6 protein-coding genes are annotated in these 18904 nt (G+C 69.6%); 4 read left to right on the top strand and 2 right to left on the bottom strand.

All coding sequences use genetic code 11. The features are described 5' to 3' along the window. Nucleotides 1-191: 191 nt before the first annotated feature. Nucleotides 192-1544: a type I glutamate--ammonia ligase gene (glnA, locus tag H4W31_RS40715; protein ID WP_192771454.1), complete on the top strand. Its 1353-nt coding sequence runs from the start codon at nt 192-194 to the stop codon at nt 1542-1544. A 171-nt stretch (nt 1545-1715) separates the two neighbouring features. After that, complete coding sequence (locus tag H4W31_RS40710) at nt 1716-2141, top strand: DUF350 domain-containing protein (RefSeq protein WP_192771453.1); 426 nt, start codon at nt 1716-1718, stop codon at nt 2139-2141. A gap of 182 nt (nt 2142-2323) precedes the next feature. On the opposite strand, the gene H4W31_RS40705 is transcribed toward H4W31_RS40710, so the two are convergent. Next, complete coding sequence (locus tag H4W31_RS40705) at nt 2324-2926, bottom strand: hypothetical protein (protein ID WP_225945932.1); 603 nt, start codon at nt 2924-2926, stop codon at nt 2324-2326. A 222-nt stretch (nt 2927-3148) separates the two neighbouring features. Here H4W31_RS40705 and H4W31_RS40700 point away from each other — a divergent pair, with 222 nt between their 5' ends. Beyond that, nucleotides 3149-6445, top strand: a complete 3297-nt coding sequence (locus H4W31_RS40700; protein ID WP_192771452.1) for an NACHT domain-containing protein — start codon at nt 3149-3151, stop codon at nt 6443-6445. 127 nt (nt 6446-6572) lie between these two features. On the opposite strand, the gene H4W31_RS40695 is transcribed toward H4W31_RS40700, so the two are convergent. Next, nucleotides 6573-8519, bottom strand: coding sequence for a tachylectin-related carbohydrate-binding protein (locus H4W31_RS40695; RefSeq protein ID WP_225945931.1), 1947 nt, complete (start codon nt 8517-8519; stop codon nt 6573-6575). Between the two features lie 471 nt (nt 8520-8990). On the opposite strand from H4W31_RS40695, the gene H4W31_RS40690 reads away from it, so the two are divergent. Next, on the top strand, nt 8991-18893 hold the full coding sequence (locus tag H4W31_RS40690) for a polymorphic toxin-type HINT domain-containing protein (protein WP_318783678.1): 9903 nt from the start codon (nt 8991-8993) through the stop codon (nt 18891-18893). Nucleotides 18894-18904: the final 11 nt, after the last annotated feature.

Raw genomic sequence — 18904 nt, 5'->3', positions numbered from 1 at the left:
TCCCGACAACGCCAGAACGGCGGTTACGGCTATCTTTGGTATGAACGCCCAGCATGCGGGCACGGCGAGCCACCCCGCGCAGCCGTTGCGGTCCAGCTCACGTAACGTCCGCGTAACGGAACCGGGGAAGACTGGACCGCTAGGCCGTACACCGGCTGGGCCGGTCCGAACGACGTGTGCGAGGGGTTGAGGTGGACCGTCAGCAGGAGTTCGTGCTCCGTACGCTGGAAGAGCGTGACATCCGTTTCGTCCGGTTGTGGTTCACCGACGTGCTCGGAACGCTCAAGAGCGTGTCAGTCGCGCCTGCGGAGCTGGAGGCCGCCTTCGACGAAGGGATCGGGTTCGACGGTTCCGCGATCGAGGGATTCGCCCGGGTCTTCGAGTCGGACATGGTCGCCATGCCCGATCCGACGACCTTCCAGGTCTTTCCCTTCGAGGGCGGGGTCAGCGGCGAGAGCGCCCGGATGTTCTGCGACATCCTGCTGCCCGACGGCAGCCCGTCCTGGGCCGATCCCCGGCACGTGCTGCGCCGGGCGCTGTCCCGGGCGGCGGAGAAGGGCTTCACCTTCTACACCCACCCCGAGATCGAGTTCTTCCTGCTGGAGAACGGCCCCGCCGACGGCTCGGTGCCGGTGCCGGTCGACTCGGGCGGCTACTTCGAGCACACCACCCACGCGGTGGCCCGGGACTTCCGCCGGCAGGCCGTACTGGCCCTGGAGCGGATCGGCATCTCGGTCGAGTTCAGCCACCACGAGGTCGCGCCGGGCCAGCAGGAGATCGACCTGCGCTACGCCGACGCGCTCACCACGGCCGACAACATCATGACGTTCCGGCACATGGTCAAGGAGGTCGCGCTCTCCACCGGAGTACGCGCCAGCTTCATGCCCAAGCCGTTCACCGACCAGCCGGGCAGTGGGATGCACACCCACCTCTCCCTCTTCGAGGGGGAGCGCAACGCGTTCCACGACGCGAGCGACCCGATGAAGCTCTCCAAGGTGGGCCGCGCCTTCATCGCCGGGCTGCTCACCCACGCCCGCGAGTACACGGCGGTCACCAACCAGTGGGTCAACTCGTACAAGCGGCTGTTCCCGCAGGCACTGCCGGACCGGATCACCGAGTCCCCGGCGTACGTCTGCTGGGGGCACCTCAACCGGTCCGCGCTGGTGCGGGTGCCGGCGTACGGCAAGCCGAACTCCGCCCGGATCGAGGTCCGCTCGCCGGACTCGGCCACGAACCCGTACCTCGCCTTCGCGGTGCTGCTCGGCGCCGGCATGAAAGGCATCGAGGAGGGGTACGAGCTGCCGGCGGGCGCCGAGGACGACGTCTGGGCGCTGTCCAACGCCGAGCGTAAGGCGATGGGGTACGAGTCCCTGCCGGAGAACCTCGCCGAGGCGATCGACGTGATGTCGGGATCGGAACTGGTCGCCGAGGTGCTCGGTGAGCACGTCTTCGACTTCTTCCTCCGGAACAAGCGCGCCGAGTGGGAGCAGTACCGCCGCGAGGTCACCCCGTACGAGCGTCAGCGTTACCTGGGTCTGCTCTGACTGTTCGGTCAGTTAGGAAGGGCCCCCGCCTACCGCTTTCTGCGGTAGCGGGGGCCCTTCCTAACACCGCCCCGGGCTACGTGGGGCTGTCTGGCCTTGCCACCGCACGCTATCGTCCTGACCACCGCGGCCGCTTCCGGCGGCCGTCCACACCTCGTTTGGAGGCAGTCGGTGGTCGAGGATCTGTTCGCGGGAGCCTGGCAGAGCATCGTGTTCGGTGTGGTCGGCATTGCGCTGATGGCAGCCGGATTCGTGCTGGTAGATGCCCTCACCCCGGGCAAGCTGCGTGAACTGATCTGGATCCAGCGCAACCCGAACGCGTCGTTGCTGCTGTTGGCCAACCAGCTCGGTATCGCCGGCATCGTCTTCACCGCGATCCTGACCAGCTACACCGACTTCGCCAAGGGGCTGGCCTCGACCGTCCTGTTCGGAGTCATCGGGATCGGCATCATGGCGCTGGCGTTCCTGGTGCTCGACTGGCTGACCCCGGGCAAGCTCGGTGAGGTGATCTGCTCCGAGGAGCCGCATCCGGCGGCCCGGGTGAGCGCGGCGACGCACTTCGGGGCGGCTCTGATCGTCTGCGCCTGCATCGCCTGACCGGCGTACCCCGCCCAATCGTCTGCGCCTGCATCACCTGACCGGCGTACCCCGCCCAGCGGCGGGACGACGGTGTGGAACCGCCGTCCCGCCGCGTACCGTCCCGCCGGTCCGTCCGAGACGCCGGTGGGTACGGTTCCGGAGCGCGCGGGGGAGAGGTGCGCGACCCGGGCGGGGGTGGGCTACTTCGCGGCCGGGGTGTCGCTCTGGCCACCGTCCGCCGGACCGCCCGTCGCGCCGTCGCCCGTCGCGCCGTCGTGCTTCGGGCCGGTCCAGCTGCCTTCGTGCTTCGATCCGTCGTGCTTCGCGCCGGTCCAGCCGCCGCGGTGTCCCGGACCGCCGCCCCAGGCCGGCAGCACGCCCGCCTGGAACGCCGCGACGATGGCGTCGGCCTGCTCCCGGGTCAGCTTGCCGTCCGACACCGCCTTGTCGAGCCGGGTCTTCAGCCACGCCTCCCGGTCCGCTCCCGACTTCCCATCCGGACTGCCCTGATCCTTCCGCTCGGCCTGGCGCTGTTGCGTGATCTTGGTCAGCGCCGCCTCGACCTTGTCCTGCGGAACGCCCAGTTCGGTGGCGAGTTGCTCGGCCAGTTTGCCGCGCCGATCCGCCGCACGCTGATCCTGGCCCTGCGGCGTCGTACCGGGGTCGGAGGAGGCCGACGGGGACGGAGCCGGCGTCGCGCCGTCCTCGGCGAACGCCACGGCCGGGGCCGCGATGCCCACCGTGAGCACTCCGGCGGCGACCAGGCCGCCGAGGACTCTCTTCCGGGATAGCAGGCTGCTCATCTGCGGTTTTCCTCTCGTCGACGATGCGCGTGCAAGTCGCCCAGACTGCGGCACCACCCTGTGCGGTAACCCTGGCCGACCTGGCAGGCGGCTGAGAATCATGGCCGGAACTCCGAATTCCGTCCCGGTCCGGGCCCGTCCGGGCGGTCCGCGGCCACTACCGCCGGTTGTCCGGTACGGCAATGCTTGGGCCGAGAATCCCGAACCGACAGGAGTCGCCGCGTGCCCCGGACGCTGAGTTACGCCCACGCCGCCCGGCTGCTCGGCGGCGACCGCAGCCGGGTGCTGAGCGCGCTCGACACCCTCGCCGGAGGCGCTCTGCTCGGCACGGCCGTCGCGGTGCCGGCGGTGCTGGCACTCTTCGACGCCAAGGCCGAGTTCGTCCGGCTCAGCCACGATCTCGTCCGCACCGTCTCGGAGCGACGCGCCGGCCTCACCCGGTACGACCGGACCGAGCGGCTGGCGGGTGCACATCGGGTGCTCGTGGCAACCGCGTTCTTCGAGGCGCTGTCCGAGGCCGACCTGCCGTTGCGGTTCGGCGACCTGGCGCTGACCGAGCGCGAGCAGGTCGCGGTGGCCGGGGCACACTGGGCCGACCACGGGCCGCTGCTGCGGGCGTTCTTCGGCGGAGGGGTTCCGGCACCTGCCCCGGAGCAGGCGTACCAGGACTTTCGGGCCGCCCTGGAGGGCTACTACCGGGACGTCGGCGACCGACTTCGGCGGTTCGTGGCCGGGCTGGCGGCCTGGGAGCGGCTGGGTCTCGGCGAGTGGCAGCGGTTCGACGCCGTCCTCGAGGTGCTGCCGGCCAGGGCGGTGGACCGGCACCAGGACCTGCTCGGCCGGTTGGCCGGGGAGTTTCCCGAGGTGTCCTTCTGGGCCGGGCTCCGGGAGCATGCCGCGACCCGGGCCGAACTCCGCCAGCTCTCCGCCGCCCTCGGCGATCTCGAACGGCTGCTTCGACACATCTCGACCGGTCGGGCCCCGGACGATCGGCGGGCCGCGCTGGCGACGGCGTACGCGGCGGAACTGGCCCGGTCGATCGTCGAGTCCGGGGACGTACCGGCGGGGATCCGGGTGCCGACCCTCGGCGCGGCGTACGTGCCACCACTGTGCCGGGTGGCCGCACTCGGGTCGGACGCCCGGCCCAGCGACGAATCGTGGTGGCTGGACCAGCCCGTCCGGGAAGATCTGTCCGAGTTCCTCGCCGGCTACCTCACCACACCGGGCGCGGTCGAGGCGCCGTTACTGGTACTCGGACAGCCCGGTTCCGGCAAGTCCGTACTCACCCGGGTGCTCGCGGCCCAACTACCGGCCGCCGACTTCCTGCTGGTCCGGGTGGTGCTCCGGGACGTGCCGGCCGCCGCCGACCTTCAGGACCAGATCGAGTACGCGGTCCGCGCGGCGACCGGCGAGCGGCTGGACTGGCCGGCGCTGGTCCGGTCGGCCGGTGACGCCCTGCCGGTGGTGCTCCTCGACGGCTTCGACGAACTGCTCCAGGCGACCGGGGTGAGCCAGACCGACTACCTGCTCAAGGTCGCGGCGTTCCAGCGTCGCGAGGCCGACCAGGGCCGACCGGTCGTGGTCATGGTGACCAGCCGGACCAGCGTCGCCGACCGGGCCCGCCCGCCGGAGGGAAGCGTCGGGCTGCGGCTGGAGCCGTTCGACGAGGAGCGGGTGGCAGCCTGGTTGACGACCTGGAACACCGTCAACGCCGACGAGTTCGTGGCCCGTGAGGTTGCTCCGCTGGACCTGCCGACCGTGCTGGCCCATCGCGAGCTGGCCGGGCAGCCGCTGCTGCTGCTGATGCTGGCGTTGTACGACGCCGACGGCAACGCGCTGCGCTCGGCCGGTGTGCTGCGCAAGGACGAACTTTACGAGCGCCTGCTGCGCCGGTTCGCCCATCGGGAGGTGGTCAAGCACCGGCCGGGGCTGCCGCCCGGCGAGGTGGACCGGGCCGTCGAGGTGGAACTGCGCCGGCTGTCGGTGGTCGCCTTCGCGATGTTCAACCGCAACGCCCAGTGGGTGACCGAAGCTCAGTTGGAGACCGACCTGCTCGCCCTGTTCGGCGCGGCGCCGGCGCCCGGCCCGCCCGCCGACCTGCGCGCGCCGCTGGGGCACGCCGAGATCGTGCTCGGCCGGTTCTTCTTCGTGCACCGCGCGAGGGCGGAGCGCGACAACAGCCGGCTGGAGACGTACGAGTTCCTGCACGCCACCTTCGGCGAGTTCCTGGTCGCCCGGTTCGCCTGGCAGGCGCTGACCGACATCGCGGCCCGGGAAGCGGCCGCGACGATGTCGTTCGGGGGCGGGCCGCCCGAGGACGACCTGCTGCACGCCCTGCTGTCGTACGCGGCGCTGAGCGGGCGGACGCCGATCCTCGGGTTCCTGACCGGGCTGATGTCCGGCGTGCCGGCCGAAGGACGGGCCGGACTGACGGAGTTGCTGGTCGGGCTCTTCCAGACGGCCCACCACGCCCGGCCCTCCCGGCGGTTCGAGTCGTACCAGCCCCATCCGCTGCCGGTACCGGCCAGGCACGCCGCGTACAGCGCGAACCTGCTGCTGTTGGCGCTCTCTGCCGCGGGCACCCTGCACGGCAGCCGGCTCTATCCCGGCCGCAACGTGGTGGCCTGCTGGCACCGGGAGACCCTGCTGTGGCAGTCCCAGCTCGGCAGCCAGGACTGGAGCAGCATGGTCGAGACGCTGCTCCTCGACCGGCTGCGTACCGGCGACGACGACGTCCGGGACATCGCGCTGCGGATCACCACCGATCCGGTCGCCTGGCAGCCCCGGCCGATCGACCCGCTGTGGACGTACGGCCTGCCGCCGGATCGATCGCTTGGCTTCATCCGGCCGGGCCAGTCCTGGGTTCAGCTCGCCCGCCGGGCGTACCTGCGATGTGCGATCGACGACGACGTGCTGATCCACGCGCTCGAACCGGCGGTGGCGGCCCATCCGGCGGGGATCAACGGCTTCCTCGTCACCCCGCAGGCCGGGGCCGGGTCCGGGCTGCACGACGTGCTCGCGCTCGTGATGTTCCCGTCGCCGGACCGTACCGTGGCCGAACGCCTGGACGGCTATCTGCGGGTCGCCAGGTCACTGACCGCACTCCAGACCGACATTGATGTGCTGTTCCGGTTCACCGCGCTCGTCCTCGATCGGCTCGCCGACGACTCGGACCTGCCGGCCGAGCTGGCGTACCAGGTAATGGCGTCGCTGCCCTTGTACCTGGTCACCGATAACCGGTTGGCCGAGGCGCTGCTCCGGTGTGGCCTGGTCTTCCTCGGCCGTGACCGGATCGTCGACAGGCGGCTGGGTGCGCTACTGGGGGTGGAGGCCCTGGACGAGTCCTTCGTCTCCGGGGTCGATCGGGAACTCGCTGCCGAGGCGTTCGTCCGGCTGGCCGAGACCGAAACCATCATCGCCGTCTCGGGGCCGTCCCTCGCGGCTCTGGCCGCATCCGTGAAATCCGATCCGGAGCTACGCGCCCGCTACGAGCGGGCCTTGCAAGGCACCGCCGACTGACGGTACGCCGCCGAACGACCGACGGCGGGTCGGCGAACCGTCCGGACCGGGAGACCGTCGCCCTGGCCAGGGTGGACAGCGGCCTGGTCCGCCCGGACAGCTCGCCGGGCGGACCAGGTTCAGCGGTTCAGCGCGTGGGCAGCGCCGGCATCACCTGTCGGACGAAGCTGGGTTCCGCCGTGCTGGCCCGGGCGCCCTCCCGGGCGGGCGGTTCGACGATCTCGTACAGGCGACCGCCGTTGGCGGCGGTACGGACGACGAACCCGAGGTTCATGCCGTTGTTCGCCCGGTAGGTGAGCATGGTGGGGTCGGTCGGGTACGACTCCGACACCGAGTCGGGCCTGGCGATGATCCAGTCCCGCCAGGTCTGCGAGCCCTGTGCGGTCTGCGCCGAGTAGTAGATGATTCCGTCCGGGCCACGGACGACCACGGAGACCCGACCGGAGTTCGGGCTCAGGGCGGCGCTGGGCGAGCCCGCCGCCGTGATGCTGGCATCTCCGACCTGCCCCCAGGTGCCGGGGAAGGTGCCGTCGGCGTTCTGGAACTGGGTCTGCACCGTGCCGTCGCCGTGCCGGGCGAAGACCATCCGGCGCTGCCCCGGCAGGACGACTACCGACGCGTTTCCGGTGAAGCCACTGCCGCCGAGGCTCACCCAGGCACTCAGGGCGCCGTCCTTGTAGGTCGCCGTGTGCAGGGTGCCGGCGCTGTCCCGGACCGTGAGGAACGCCGCGCGTTCGGCGCCGACGGTGACCACCGGAGCGCCGGTGAAGCCGGTACCGGCGAGCTTGCGCCACCCCATCAGGTCACCGGTGGTGCCGTCCTGTTGACGGAACCACGGTGCACCGGCGGCGTCCAGGGCGAACACCGCGAGGGTGTTGTCGGAGAGGCGTACGGCGGATGGCTGTGATGACATCCGTCCGCCGAGATTGAGCCAGGGTTTCCAGCCGGCCACGTTCGCCGTTGCCTGACCGAGCTGGTACGCATCGCTGGAGAGCCCCTGGGCGATGATGTTGACCCGGCCGTCCGTGTAGTCGACCAGGGCCGGTTTCCCGACATAGGCGTCCGATACCTCGATCGGCTCCCAGCGCAGGGTGTTGACGTTGCTGGGATCCATCGTGCCGTGCCAGACCCCGCCGATGTTGTCGGTGTGGGCGAACTCCAGGGTGCCCAACGCGGTCCCGTTGGGTTTCGCCTGCATCGCGGCCGTCGGGGCGTAGTTCTCCGCCTGCACGGTCGGCCGCTCCGGGGTGTGCGAGGCGGTCAGCTTGCAGACGTTGGTGCTGGCGCCGACGTCGGGGAAGACCTGCCAACCGGCGCCGATCTGCCGGCCGTTGATGACCCAGCTGTTGTTGTCCTCGCGGTAGCGGTACTGGAGGAGGTTACCGCCGGCCTGGATGCCGTAGAGGGTGTCGCCGCCGGCCGAGAAGATGCCCTTGGGGAAGGTGCCCCAGTTGCCGGTGTGGACCAGTTGGTGCTGTACCAGCCAGCGCTGGCTGTGCGGGTCGAACCGGCTGCGGTGGAGCTGTCCGTTCGCCGCCCGGCCGTAGACCACGCCGTCGCCCGCGGCCACGATCAGGTTGTACCGGTCCCAGCCGGTGTCGATCACCCGTCGGTCGACGAGCCAGGTCTTCGTGGGCTCGTCGAACCGGCTCCAGCGCAGCCGACCGGTGGCGTCGACGCTGTAGAAGTCGCCCCGCTCGTCGACGGTTATCTTGTTCCGGAGCGCGGCGGTGGCGTACTCGGTGAAGTTCGAGCTGATGGGCCAGGCGGTCAGACCCTCCTTCTGCTCCCAGATGGCTCCGGGACCGAGCCACCTGTAGCGGAGCAGCCCGGTGGAGCCGATCCCGTACACCCGGTTGTCCGGTCCAGCCAGGACCCGGCCGAAGTTCTGCCAGCCCGCGTGGCCGACCTGCTCGTTCGTCCAGCCGGTGTTGGTGCTGCCCGGGTTGCTCAGCGTGTAACGCCGTAGCGGACCGCTCGACAATACGGCGAATACGGATGCGGTCGGTGCGCAGACGTTGGTGTCGGCGGCCTGTGCCGGTGTCGGTGACAGCGGGGCGACGACGACGGTCAACGTGGTGAATGCTGCGGTGGCCAGAGACAGAAATCTCCGTCTACCGGATGTCCTCGGATGCGAATCAGAAGTGTGCGTCACGGTTCGTTACCCTCCCCGAATGGGCATTGACTGGTCTGGTATGGACAAGCGCCCATGCCTCCGTAACTCCGTGTAGACGGCGCCCACCGACCACAGCCTGACCGCAGTCGATGAGTGGCTTCATCATGCGTGAACGCGTCATCCGCCGCTACCCCGATGTGACCGGGTCGTCGACTGTCTATAGTTCGATAAATGAGTTGCGGTATGTGGTAGGGCTGTGGTCTATCGTCGTTGCCGGCAATGCCTACGATGTCTGTTTGCCGCCTTGTTCGGGATGATATCGCCACGTTCGATTGGTCACTTGACAGTTCGTGATCGTGCTGCCACGGTAATCGCATTCGTCTGAGTCAATCAGATGCACGGGGGTGTCTGATGCCGATTTCATTGCGTGTGTCCGAAGACCGTCCAGAGCGGACAGCGTGGGGGCGTCGGCGACGACGCCGCCTCCGGTCCGTCTGGCGCCCGGGCGTCGCGGCCGGGCTCGTCGGACTGCTCGCCCTGAATCTCGCGGGCAGCGGGATCGTCGCGGCGCCGGCCTCCTGGCGGGATCCGGCGGCGCGGCACACCGCCGGGAAGGCGCCCGACCAACGCTGGGGTTCGGCAGCCGGCGGCTCCCACCTGACCGGTGGTTCGGTCAACCGCGAGCTGCCCCGGTCGCTGCGGGGCCAGTATCCGCTCCGCACGCTGGACCAGCAGCCGAAACCGGGCCGCAACGAGGCGAGGGTGGCCGATCCGCCGGTGGCGGAGTCCGGCGGCTTCGACAAGGCGACGAGCCGGGAACGCCCGAGTGGCCGGGGCGGAAACGAGCGGGTCTACGACAACGCCGACGGCAGCCAGACCACCGAATTCTCGCCATCCCCGCTGAACTACCAGCGCCCGGACGGCAGTTGGGCGCCGATCGACAGCACCCTGGTCCCGGACCCGGAGGGCTCCGGCTGGCGCAACGCCGCCGACTCGGTCGAGCTGCGGCTGGCCGAGGACGCAAGCGCCGGCCAACTGGCCCGGTTGACCCTCGACGGGGGCGAGGTGCTGGCGTTCGGCCTGGCCGGCGCCGCCACGAGTCCGGGCCGGGTCGACGGCGACACCGTCACCTATCCGGGGGTGCGGCCGGGAGTGGACCTGCGCCTGACGGCACGGCCGGGCGGGGTGAAGGAAACCCTGGTGCTGGCGTCCGCGCAGGCGCCACGCTCCTACCTCTTCCCGCTGGAGCTGCACGGTCTGAGCACCAGCCTCGTCGACGGTCACGTCGTGCTGGCCGACCCGGCGGGCCGGCAGCGCGCCGCCATCCCGCCGGGTTACATGCTCGACGCCGGCACGGGCGCGGACGGCCCGGCCATGTCGACCGGGGTCACCTACCAACTCGTCACCGACAATGGCCGGCCCGCGCTGCGGATGGACCTGGACGGCACCTGGTTGCAGGATCCGGACCGCCGGTACCCGGTCGAGGTCGACCCGACCGTCGGGCCGCCGGTGGGCGCGTTCACCACCGACAGCACCATGTACGTGCAGGGCGGGAACTCGGTCGCGAACACGACCGAGCTGCTCGTCGGCCAGACGAAAAACGGAAGCGCCGCGACGTACCTGAAGTTCGGCGGGGTGACCAGCCGGCTGCAGAACCACACCATCTACGGCGCCGCGCTCTCCGTGGTGAACTACGACGCGCCCTCCTGTCGCGCCCGACCGGTCAGCGTGCACCCGGTCACCGGTTCGTGGACGGCCGGCAGTGGTTATGCCTACCCGGGGCCGGCGGTCGGTGGCGCGCTGGTCACCAAGTCGTTCGCGCACGGCTTCATCGGGACGGGCCAGTCCCAGTCGGCCTGCCCGGTCGCGGCCGAGATGTTCGACCTCGGTGTCAACGGGCGCAAGCTCGTCCAGCGATGGGTGAACGGCCAGCAGGCCAACCACGGGCTGTCGCTGCGGGCGCCGACCAACGACGAATTGGCGCGGAAGACGTTCGCCGGCACCGGTACCGCCAACCCGCCGAGCCTGTACGTCACGCACACCCCGTACAACGCCGGATACGAGATCCCGAAGCCGACCCCGGATCCGGCTGTCCTGCAGAACCGGGACGGCAAGGTCCAGATCACGGTCACCAACCGAGGGGCCGAGGCCTGGTCACCCGGCTCCTACTACCTCGCCTACCGGGCCTACAACGCGAACACCGGTGCGTCGGTGACCCAGCAGCGGTCCGCGAACCTGCCCGGCAACGTGGCCCGGGGTGGTCGGGTGACGCTGGACGCGACGATCAAGGCACTGCCGCCCGGGGCGTACTTCCTCGACTTCACCATGGTCCGTACCGGTGGGATCGTCTTCACCGACCATCAGGTGCCGCCCGCCCGGATCGTGCTCCAGATCTTCGACGTGGAGCCGGTGGTGCAGGCGCTGTATCCGGCGAACGGCTACGAGACGCCGACGCTGACCCCGCTGCTCTGGGCTCAGGCGATCGACACCGACGCGCCGCCGGGACTGGCCCTGCAGTACAAGTTCGAGCTCTGTGACCAGACCGAGGCGGGTGCCCCGACCAACTGCGCCAACTCCGGTTACCAGACGAAGCCCAGCTGGACGGTGCCGGCCGGCCGGCTGGTCTGGAGCAAGAACTACTCGTGGCGGGCCTACGTCAAGGACGCCGGCAACGAGGTCATCACCGACTACGTGGTGCTGCGGACCTCGGTTCCGCAGCCGGACGTCATCTCCCGGATCGCCGGGGCGCCGGGCGCCGAGCAGGGCCGGCAGTTCGACGCCCAGGTCGGCAACTTCACCACCTCGGCCGTGGACGCCGCGGTCGCCACCGTCGGACCGGAGCTGAGCCTGGTACGGACGTACAACAGCCTGGATCCGCGTACCTCGTCGGTCTTCGGGCCCGGCTGGTCGAGCCGGTACGACGTGCGGCTGACGCCGGACGACGACGGCTCCGGCAACGTGGTGGTCCGCTATCCGGACGGCCAGGAGGTGCGGTTCGGCAAGAATCCGGACGGCAGCTACGCCGCACCGGCCGGACGGCTCGCGAAACTGACCGTGACCAGCACCGAGTGGCGACTGCTCGACCGCGCCGGCACGGTCCACCACTTCGCGCTCGACGGCACGCTGGTCAAAATCACCGACAACGCGGCCCGCTCGCTCCTGCTCAGGTACGACAACGCCCGTCGGCTGACCAGCGTGCAGGTCTCGAACAGCCAGAGCAACACCGCCGGGCGCTCCCTGCGGTTCACCTGGTCCGGCGACCGGATCGGCACGGTCAGCACCGACCCGGTCAACGGCGCGGCGCTCACCTGGGCCTACACCTACACCAACGGACTGCTGACCAAGGTGTGTGCCCCCGACGCCAAGTGCACCACCTACGAGTACGCCGCCGGCTCGCACTACCGGACCGGGGTGCTCGACGCGCGACCCGACTCGTATTACCGGCTCGGTGAGGCCGAGGGCACCTCCGCGGCCAGTGACGTGGCGATCAACCTCGGCAAGGACGCCGGCACCTACCGCAACGTGCTTCTCAACCAGCCGGGTGTGCTGGAGGGTACGACCAGTACGGCGGTCGGCTTCAACGGCACCTCGTCGCAGGTCGAACTTCCGAAGGGGCTGGTGAAGAAGAGCCGGGACGCCGCCGTCGAGCTGTGGTTCAGGATCGGGCTGACCCAGACCGGTGGACCGCTGCTCGGGTACCAGGACAAGGCGCTCGGCACCGCGCCGACCAGCGGGGTGCCGGTGCTCTACACCGACACCAACGGCTTCCTGCGTGGCCAGTTCGCCACCGGTACGACCACGACGATCGCGTCCGGGGCCAAGGTCAACGACGACAAGTGGCACCACGTCGTGCTGTCCGCGATGGGCAACATCCAGACGCTGTTCCTGGACGGCAAAGAGATCGGCAAGCTGACCGGGCAGACCATCGAGCACTCGCTGCTCACCGTCAACCAGCTCGGTGCGGCGGCCGTGCCGAACCCGACCGCCTGGCCCGGCTGGGGCGGCGCGGGCCAACGGCACTTCGCCGGGCTGATCGACGAGGCCGCCGTCTACTCCCACCCGCTCGGCCCGGACACCGTCGAGGCGCACTTCCAGTACGCCAAGCCGGCGGCGCAGCAACTCACCAAGGTGATCCTGCCGACCGGCCGGGTCGCCTCCGAGGTCGAGTACGACACCGTCAGCGACCGGGTCAAGGAGTACACGGACGGCGACGGCGGCACCTGGAAGGTCGGCCTGCCCGCCGTCTACGGCGGCGACACCGACCTGCGGCGCAGCGTGCAGGTGCTCGACCCGGCCAACCGGCCCCACCTGTACGAGTACGACGCGCTGGCCGGGCGGCTGCTCCGCTCGGGCGTACCGCTGGGCCTGGAGACGCGGGAGGAGGACCGGCCGGGCGGCATACCGACCACCTCGCCCAATCCGCCGACCGAGGTCTGTAGCGTGCCGGACCCGGGTGACCCGGCCTTCTGCACCATCATCCCGGACTCGTCCGGTGGTCCGATCTTCGTCCGGCATCCGCTGGACGGCATGGCGATCCGGACCTTCTCCTACAACAACCAGGGCCAGCAGGGCAAGGTCACCAACGAGAACGGCCACGCGGTCGAGATGACCTACGACAGCCGGGGCAACCTGGCGACGCGGAAGAGCTGCCGGACGGCGACCGAGTGCTACACGGCGTACTACAGCTACTCGACCACGGTGACCGACCCGTTCAACCCGCTCAGCAGTCTGGCGACGGAGACCCGGGACGAGCGCTCCAGGGACGCCGCCGACAACACCTACCGCACCTCGTACACGTACGACCAGACGACCGGCCAACTGACCAGCCAGCTCAGCCCCGACAACAGCCGGGTCAGCCACACCTACACCCGGGGCACCGAGAGTGCGGTCGGTGGGGGAAGCCCGCCGAGCGGCCTGCTCGCCACCAGCATGGATGCGCGGAACAAGCTGACCCGGCAGGAGTACTACGCCAACGGCGACCTGGCCCGGGTCACCGAGCCATCCGGGCTGGTCACCGAGTACACCTACGACACGCTGGGCCGGAAGACCACCGAGAAGGTGATCTCCGACAAGTATCCGGCCGGCGTCACCGTCACCTACACCTATGACGCCCACGGGCGGGTGGCAACGGTGGTCGGACCGGTCACCACCAACGCGGTCAGCAGCACCACGCACCAGTCAAAGACGACCAACGGCTACGACGACGACGGCAACCTGCTCACGGTGACGCTCGCCGACATCGCCGCCGGTGGCCCCGAGCGGGTCAGCAGCACCGAGTACGACGACCACAACCGGCCGATCCGGGTCGTCGACGCCGAGGGCAACGAGACGAGCTACGGCTACGACCGGTTCGGCAACCGTACGTCCATGGTGGACCCAAACGGCAACCGGTACGACTGGGCGTACACCGCCCGGAACAACGTCGCCGAGGTACGGCTGCGGAACTGGCGCAGCGACCCGGCCGGCTCGCCCGGCACCGGAACCGGCGACTACCTGGTGCTGCACTCCTACTCCTACGACCACGCCGGGCGGATGGTCAGCGACACCGACGCGATGGGCCGCCGGCTGGAGTACCAGTACTACCGGGACGACCGGTTGCACCGGCTGGTGTTGAAGGACTTCCGCGACCCGAACGGCAGCAAGCGCGACTATGTGATCGAGGAGAACACCTACGACGGCGCCGGCAGCCTGGTGCGGAAGGTCGAGGGGAACGGCCGGCTGACCACCCAGCACACGGTCGACGCCGCCGGCAAGGTCAGTACCACCGTCGTCGACCCGGCGGGCCTGGCCCGGACCACCAGCTACCGGTACGACCTGAACGGCAACGTCGACCGGACCACCCGGACCGGCCGGCCCTCCAACGTGCCGTGGACGGTCGTCGCGGGCTCCGAGGTCGTCGAGTACAGCCACGACGAGGTCGGCAACGTCCTCGAGGAGAAGGTCATCGCCGGCACCGAGAGCCGGATCACCAGCTACACCTACGATCGGCGCGGGCTGCGGCTGACGGTCACCGATCCGCGCGGGAACGTGCCCGGCGCGACCAAGGCCGCCTTCACCACCAGCTTCCAGTACGACGAACTCGGCCGGCAGATCGGATCGACCGGTCCCGCCGTACCCGTCGAGAGCGGGGGCGTGTCGGGTGGCGTGGTCAACCCGACCAGCGCGGTCGGCTACAACGCCTTCGGCGACCAGGTGGCCGTCCGGGACCCACGTGGCCAGGTGTCCAAGGTGGAGTACGACAAGCTCGGTCGCGCCGTACGCACGATCGCGCCTACGTACACCCCGCCGGGGATGACCGTACCGATCACGCCCGAGGTCCGGACCGGCTACGACGGGCTCGGCAACGTGGTCGAGCAGATCAGGCGGAGCGGCACCACCCGGATGAGTTACGACCAGCTCAGCCGGCTGACCAGCCAGGACGTGCCGACCGTCACCAACGACGACCGGGCGGTCACCCACTACACGTACACCCGAACCGGGCAGGTGCTTTCGGTCACCGACCCGACGGGTGCCCGGGTCGAGTCCACCTACGACGACCTGGACCGGCAGGTCACCCAGACCCGGCTGGAGCGTCGGCCGGTCGCGAAGACCCTCACCAGCCGGATGGTGTACGACGACGCCGGCAACCTCACCTCGACGGTCTCGCCGACCGGTGCGATGACGATCAACGCGCACGACGCGGTCGGTGACGTCATCCGCACCACCGCACCGACCGGCGAGGCGAGACTGTTCGGTTACGACTCCTCCGGCCGGCAGGTCCGGGTCTCCGACGGGCTCGGCCGCACCGTCCGGGTCAACTACGACCTGTTCGGCAACCGGGCCAGTGACGCCAACCTCAAGCCCGACAACACGGTGCTGCGTACCCAGACCTACGGGTACGACGTCGCCGGCAACATGATCTCGTCGAAGGACCCGTACGACGCGGTCACGACGTACCGGTACGACGCGGCCAGCCGGCTGGCCGAGCAGGTCGAGCCGGTCAGCGCGACGGAGTCGATCACCACGAGCTTCGGCTACGACGCGGCCGGCAACCGCACCCGCTACACCGACGGTCGCCGCAACTCCACCATCTACACCTACAACACCCTCGGTCTCGCCGAATCCGTGATCGATCCGGCCACCGCGAGTCATCCGGCCGCCGCGGACCGAACCTGGACCGTCGGCTACGACGCCGAGGGCCGTCCGGCCCAACTGAGCGCGCCGGGCGGGGTGAGCCGGCAACGTACCTACGACGCTGCCGGCCGGCTCACCGGCGAGACCGGCTCCGGTGGGGGGAGCGCCACCACCGCCCGTACCCTCGGCTACGACGAGGTGGGCCGGCCGACCAGCGTCAGCGCCCCCGGTGGCACCAACACCTTCACGTACAACGACCGTGGCGGACTGCTCACCGCGACCGGCCCGTCCGGCACGGCGAGCTTCGGCTACGACGACGACGGCAACCTGGTGTCCCGGACCGACGCCGCCGGCTCCGCGACCTTCGGCTACCTCAAGGGCCGGCTCGACTCGATGACCGACGGCATCACCGGGCAGCGGCAGCAACTCGGCTATGACGCCGCCGGCGAGGTCAAGACGATCGACTACGGCGGCGGCCGGGTCCGGACCTTCGGGTACGACGACTACGGCAGGGTCAACAGCGACGTCCTGCGCAACTCCGGTGGTGGCACGGTCAGCTCGGTCGGCTACGGGTTCGACCTCAACGGTCATCTGACCCGTAAGAACACCGCCGGAACGGCCGGCGCCGGCAACAACACGTACACCTACGACGACGCGGGGCGGCTCACCTCCTGGACCGGCCCCGAGGGCACCGTCGGATACGGCTGGGACGCCTCCGGCAACCGGATCCGTACGGGAGCGAAGACCTCGACCTTCGACGAGCGCAACCGACTGCTCTCCGACGGGGACTACACCTACACGTACAGCGCCCGAGGCAACATCGCGACCCGGAACAGCTCCGGACTGGTCGAGCCTTACAGCTTCGACGCCTTCGACCGGCTCATCTCGGCCGAGGGGCAGAACTACAGCTACGACGGCATGGACCGGCTCACCAAGCGCGGCGGTAACCCCTTCACGTACGCCGGGCTCAGCGACGAGGCGGTCTCCGACGGCGTCGAGTACTACGCCCGGGGCCCCGCCGACGAGTTGCTGGCGGTGGGGCGTGCGTCGGACAAGCAGCTCGTCATCAGCGATGCCCACGGTGATGTGGTGGCGGCCTTCGACCCGGCCGACACCGCGTTGCCGGCACTGACCGACTCCAGCACCTACGACCCGTTCGGAAAGAAGGTCGACAGCGCGGGTGACACCGGCAACGTCGGTTTCCAGGGTGACTGGACCGATCCGGACACCGGTCAGGTCGACATGGGCGCCCGCTGGTACCAGCCCGGCACCGGTACCTTCACCTCGCGGGACAGCGTCAACTACGCCAAGGGTGACTCGATCCTGGCCAACCGCTACACCTACGGTGCCGGTGCGCCACTGGACTACGACGACCCGGACGGTCACTGGCCGAGCTTGAAGTCAATCGGCAGTTCGATCAGCAGCGGGTTCTCCAGGGCAGTTTCCAATGTGCGGCACTACACCTCGAGCGCCGTCTCGGCGGGCTGGTCCGCGTTCAAGACCTTCAACAGCTTCGTAGCCCGCGGTGCGAGTTGGGTCATCAACAAGACCGTCAGCGCGATCAAGACCACGTTCACCAAGATTGGCGAGGGCGTCAACGCGCTGCGAACCGGCAACTTCAAGAACTGGGCCGTGCAGCAGGCCCGGGCCGCGCAGGCACAGCTGCACCGGGCCAAGGTGGCGATCACCGCGCGGGCGAAGGCGGCCGTCGAACAGGTCGTCAAGTTCACCAAACTGCCGGTGGTCAAGGCGTTGACCGCGCCGCTGCTCACCGCCCTCAAGGTCGTGAGCGTCTCGATCAAGGTCGCGGCGAGCGTGACGGCGGTAACGATGGCCGGGATCAAGGATCCGGCGAAGTTCCGGCAGGGGCTGTATCTCGAGGCGCTTCGAGAAGCCGCGCCCCTCATCGAGGGTGCGACGAAGCTGTGGGACAAGGCCACTCAGTTCGTCGAGGACCACGCCGCCGAGATTGTCGGATTCGCGGCCGGCGCCGTCGTAGGGATCGGCTGTGGTGCGGCCATCGGCTGGACCGGCGTGGGCGCGGTCGCCTGCGGCGCACTCGCCGGTGCGGTCGGCTCGGCCGTCACCGGCTACATGAACGGCAAGCGTGGTTGGGACCTGGTGGGCACGGCGGCCATGGGCGGACTGACCGGAGCGCTCGGCGGCGCCCTCGGTTCCGTCGCCGGCCAGGCGCTCGGGGCCGGTATCCGTGGGCTGGGCCAGGGGCTGCGGGGTGCCGGACAGGGCCTGATCCGGGGCGCTCGTGAAGAGATCGCCAGCATCGCGAGTGGCCGACTCAGCGGCGGCGCCCTGGCCGGCGGTGGTCGAAGCGGCGCCGGCTCGATGATGAGCCCCGACGGACCGGCGCCGGCGCCGGCGCGGACCACTCCCGGCGGGAGCTGCTCCGTTCCCGGCAAGAACAGCTTCGTTCCCGGTACGGCGGTCCTGATGGCGAACGGCAGCGGGAAGCCGATCGAGAACGTGCGGGTCGGCGACCTGGTGCTCGCCACCGATCCGACGACCGGGGAGACGGGAGCCCAACCGGTCACCAACCTGATCGTCGGTCAGGGCGAGAAGAAGCTGGTCGGGGTAACGATCGACCTGGACGGCGACCGTGGCGACCGGATCGGGAAGCTCGTCGCCACCGACGGCCACCCGTTCTGGGCGGCGGAACTCGGCGCCTGGATAGATGCCACGGACCTGCGGGTGGGTTCGCTGCTGCGCACTGCAGCCGGCACGTACGTACAGATAACGGCGATCGAGCGGTGGACTGCCCAGAACCAGCGGGTCCACAACCTCACTGTGGACACCATCCACACGTACTATGTGGTGGCCGGTAACACGCCAATCCTGGTCCACAACAGTGAAGGGGACGACTGGCTCTATCGTGGCCTGGCGTCTGATCATGTGAAACTCGACGAGGCGCGGCGTGGAATCGCGACACCCTGGGGTGGGCATGACGACCCCGACAAGCATGCCGGTGGTAACACTCGTAGCAACTTTACATCCTGGACCGCCGATCCTGACATTGCCCTTGACATCAGCAGAGAGGGCAATGGGCCGGGCGTAGTTCTCCGAGTGCCTCGATCGTCCGTCGCGTCACAGATCGTCGACGGGGTTAACTACCCGTATGAGGAAGGTGAAGTGACTATTCGTGGCCAGGTTACGGGCGCGGAAGTGCGGTCGAGTGTCGGTGGCTCCACGTTCTCCGGATGCTAAATGACTCGAGC

Source organism: Plantactinospora soyae, from assembly GCF_014874095.1.
Classification (GTDB): domain Bacteria; phylum Actinomycetota; class Actinomycetes; order Mycobacteriales; family Micromonosporaceae; genus Plantactinospora; species Plantactinospora soyae.
Note: the sequence above shows the minus strand (reverse complement) of the source record. Positions and strands in the feature narration are given on the sequence as shown.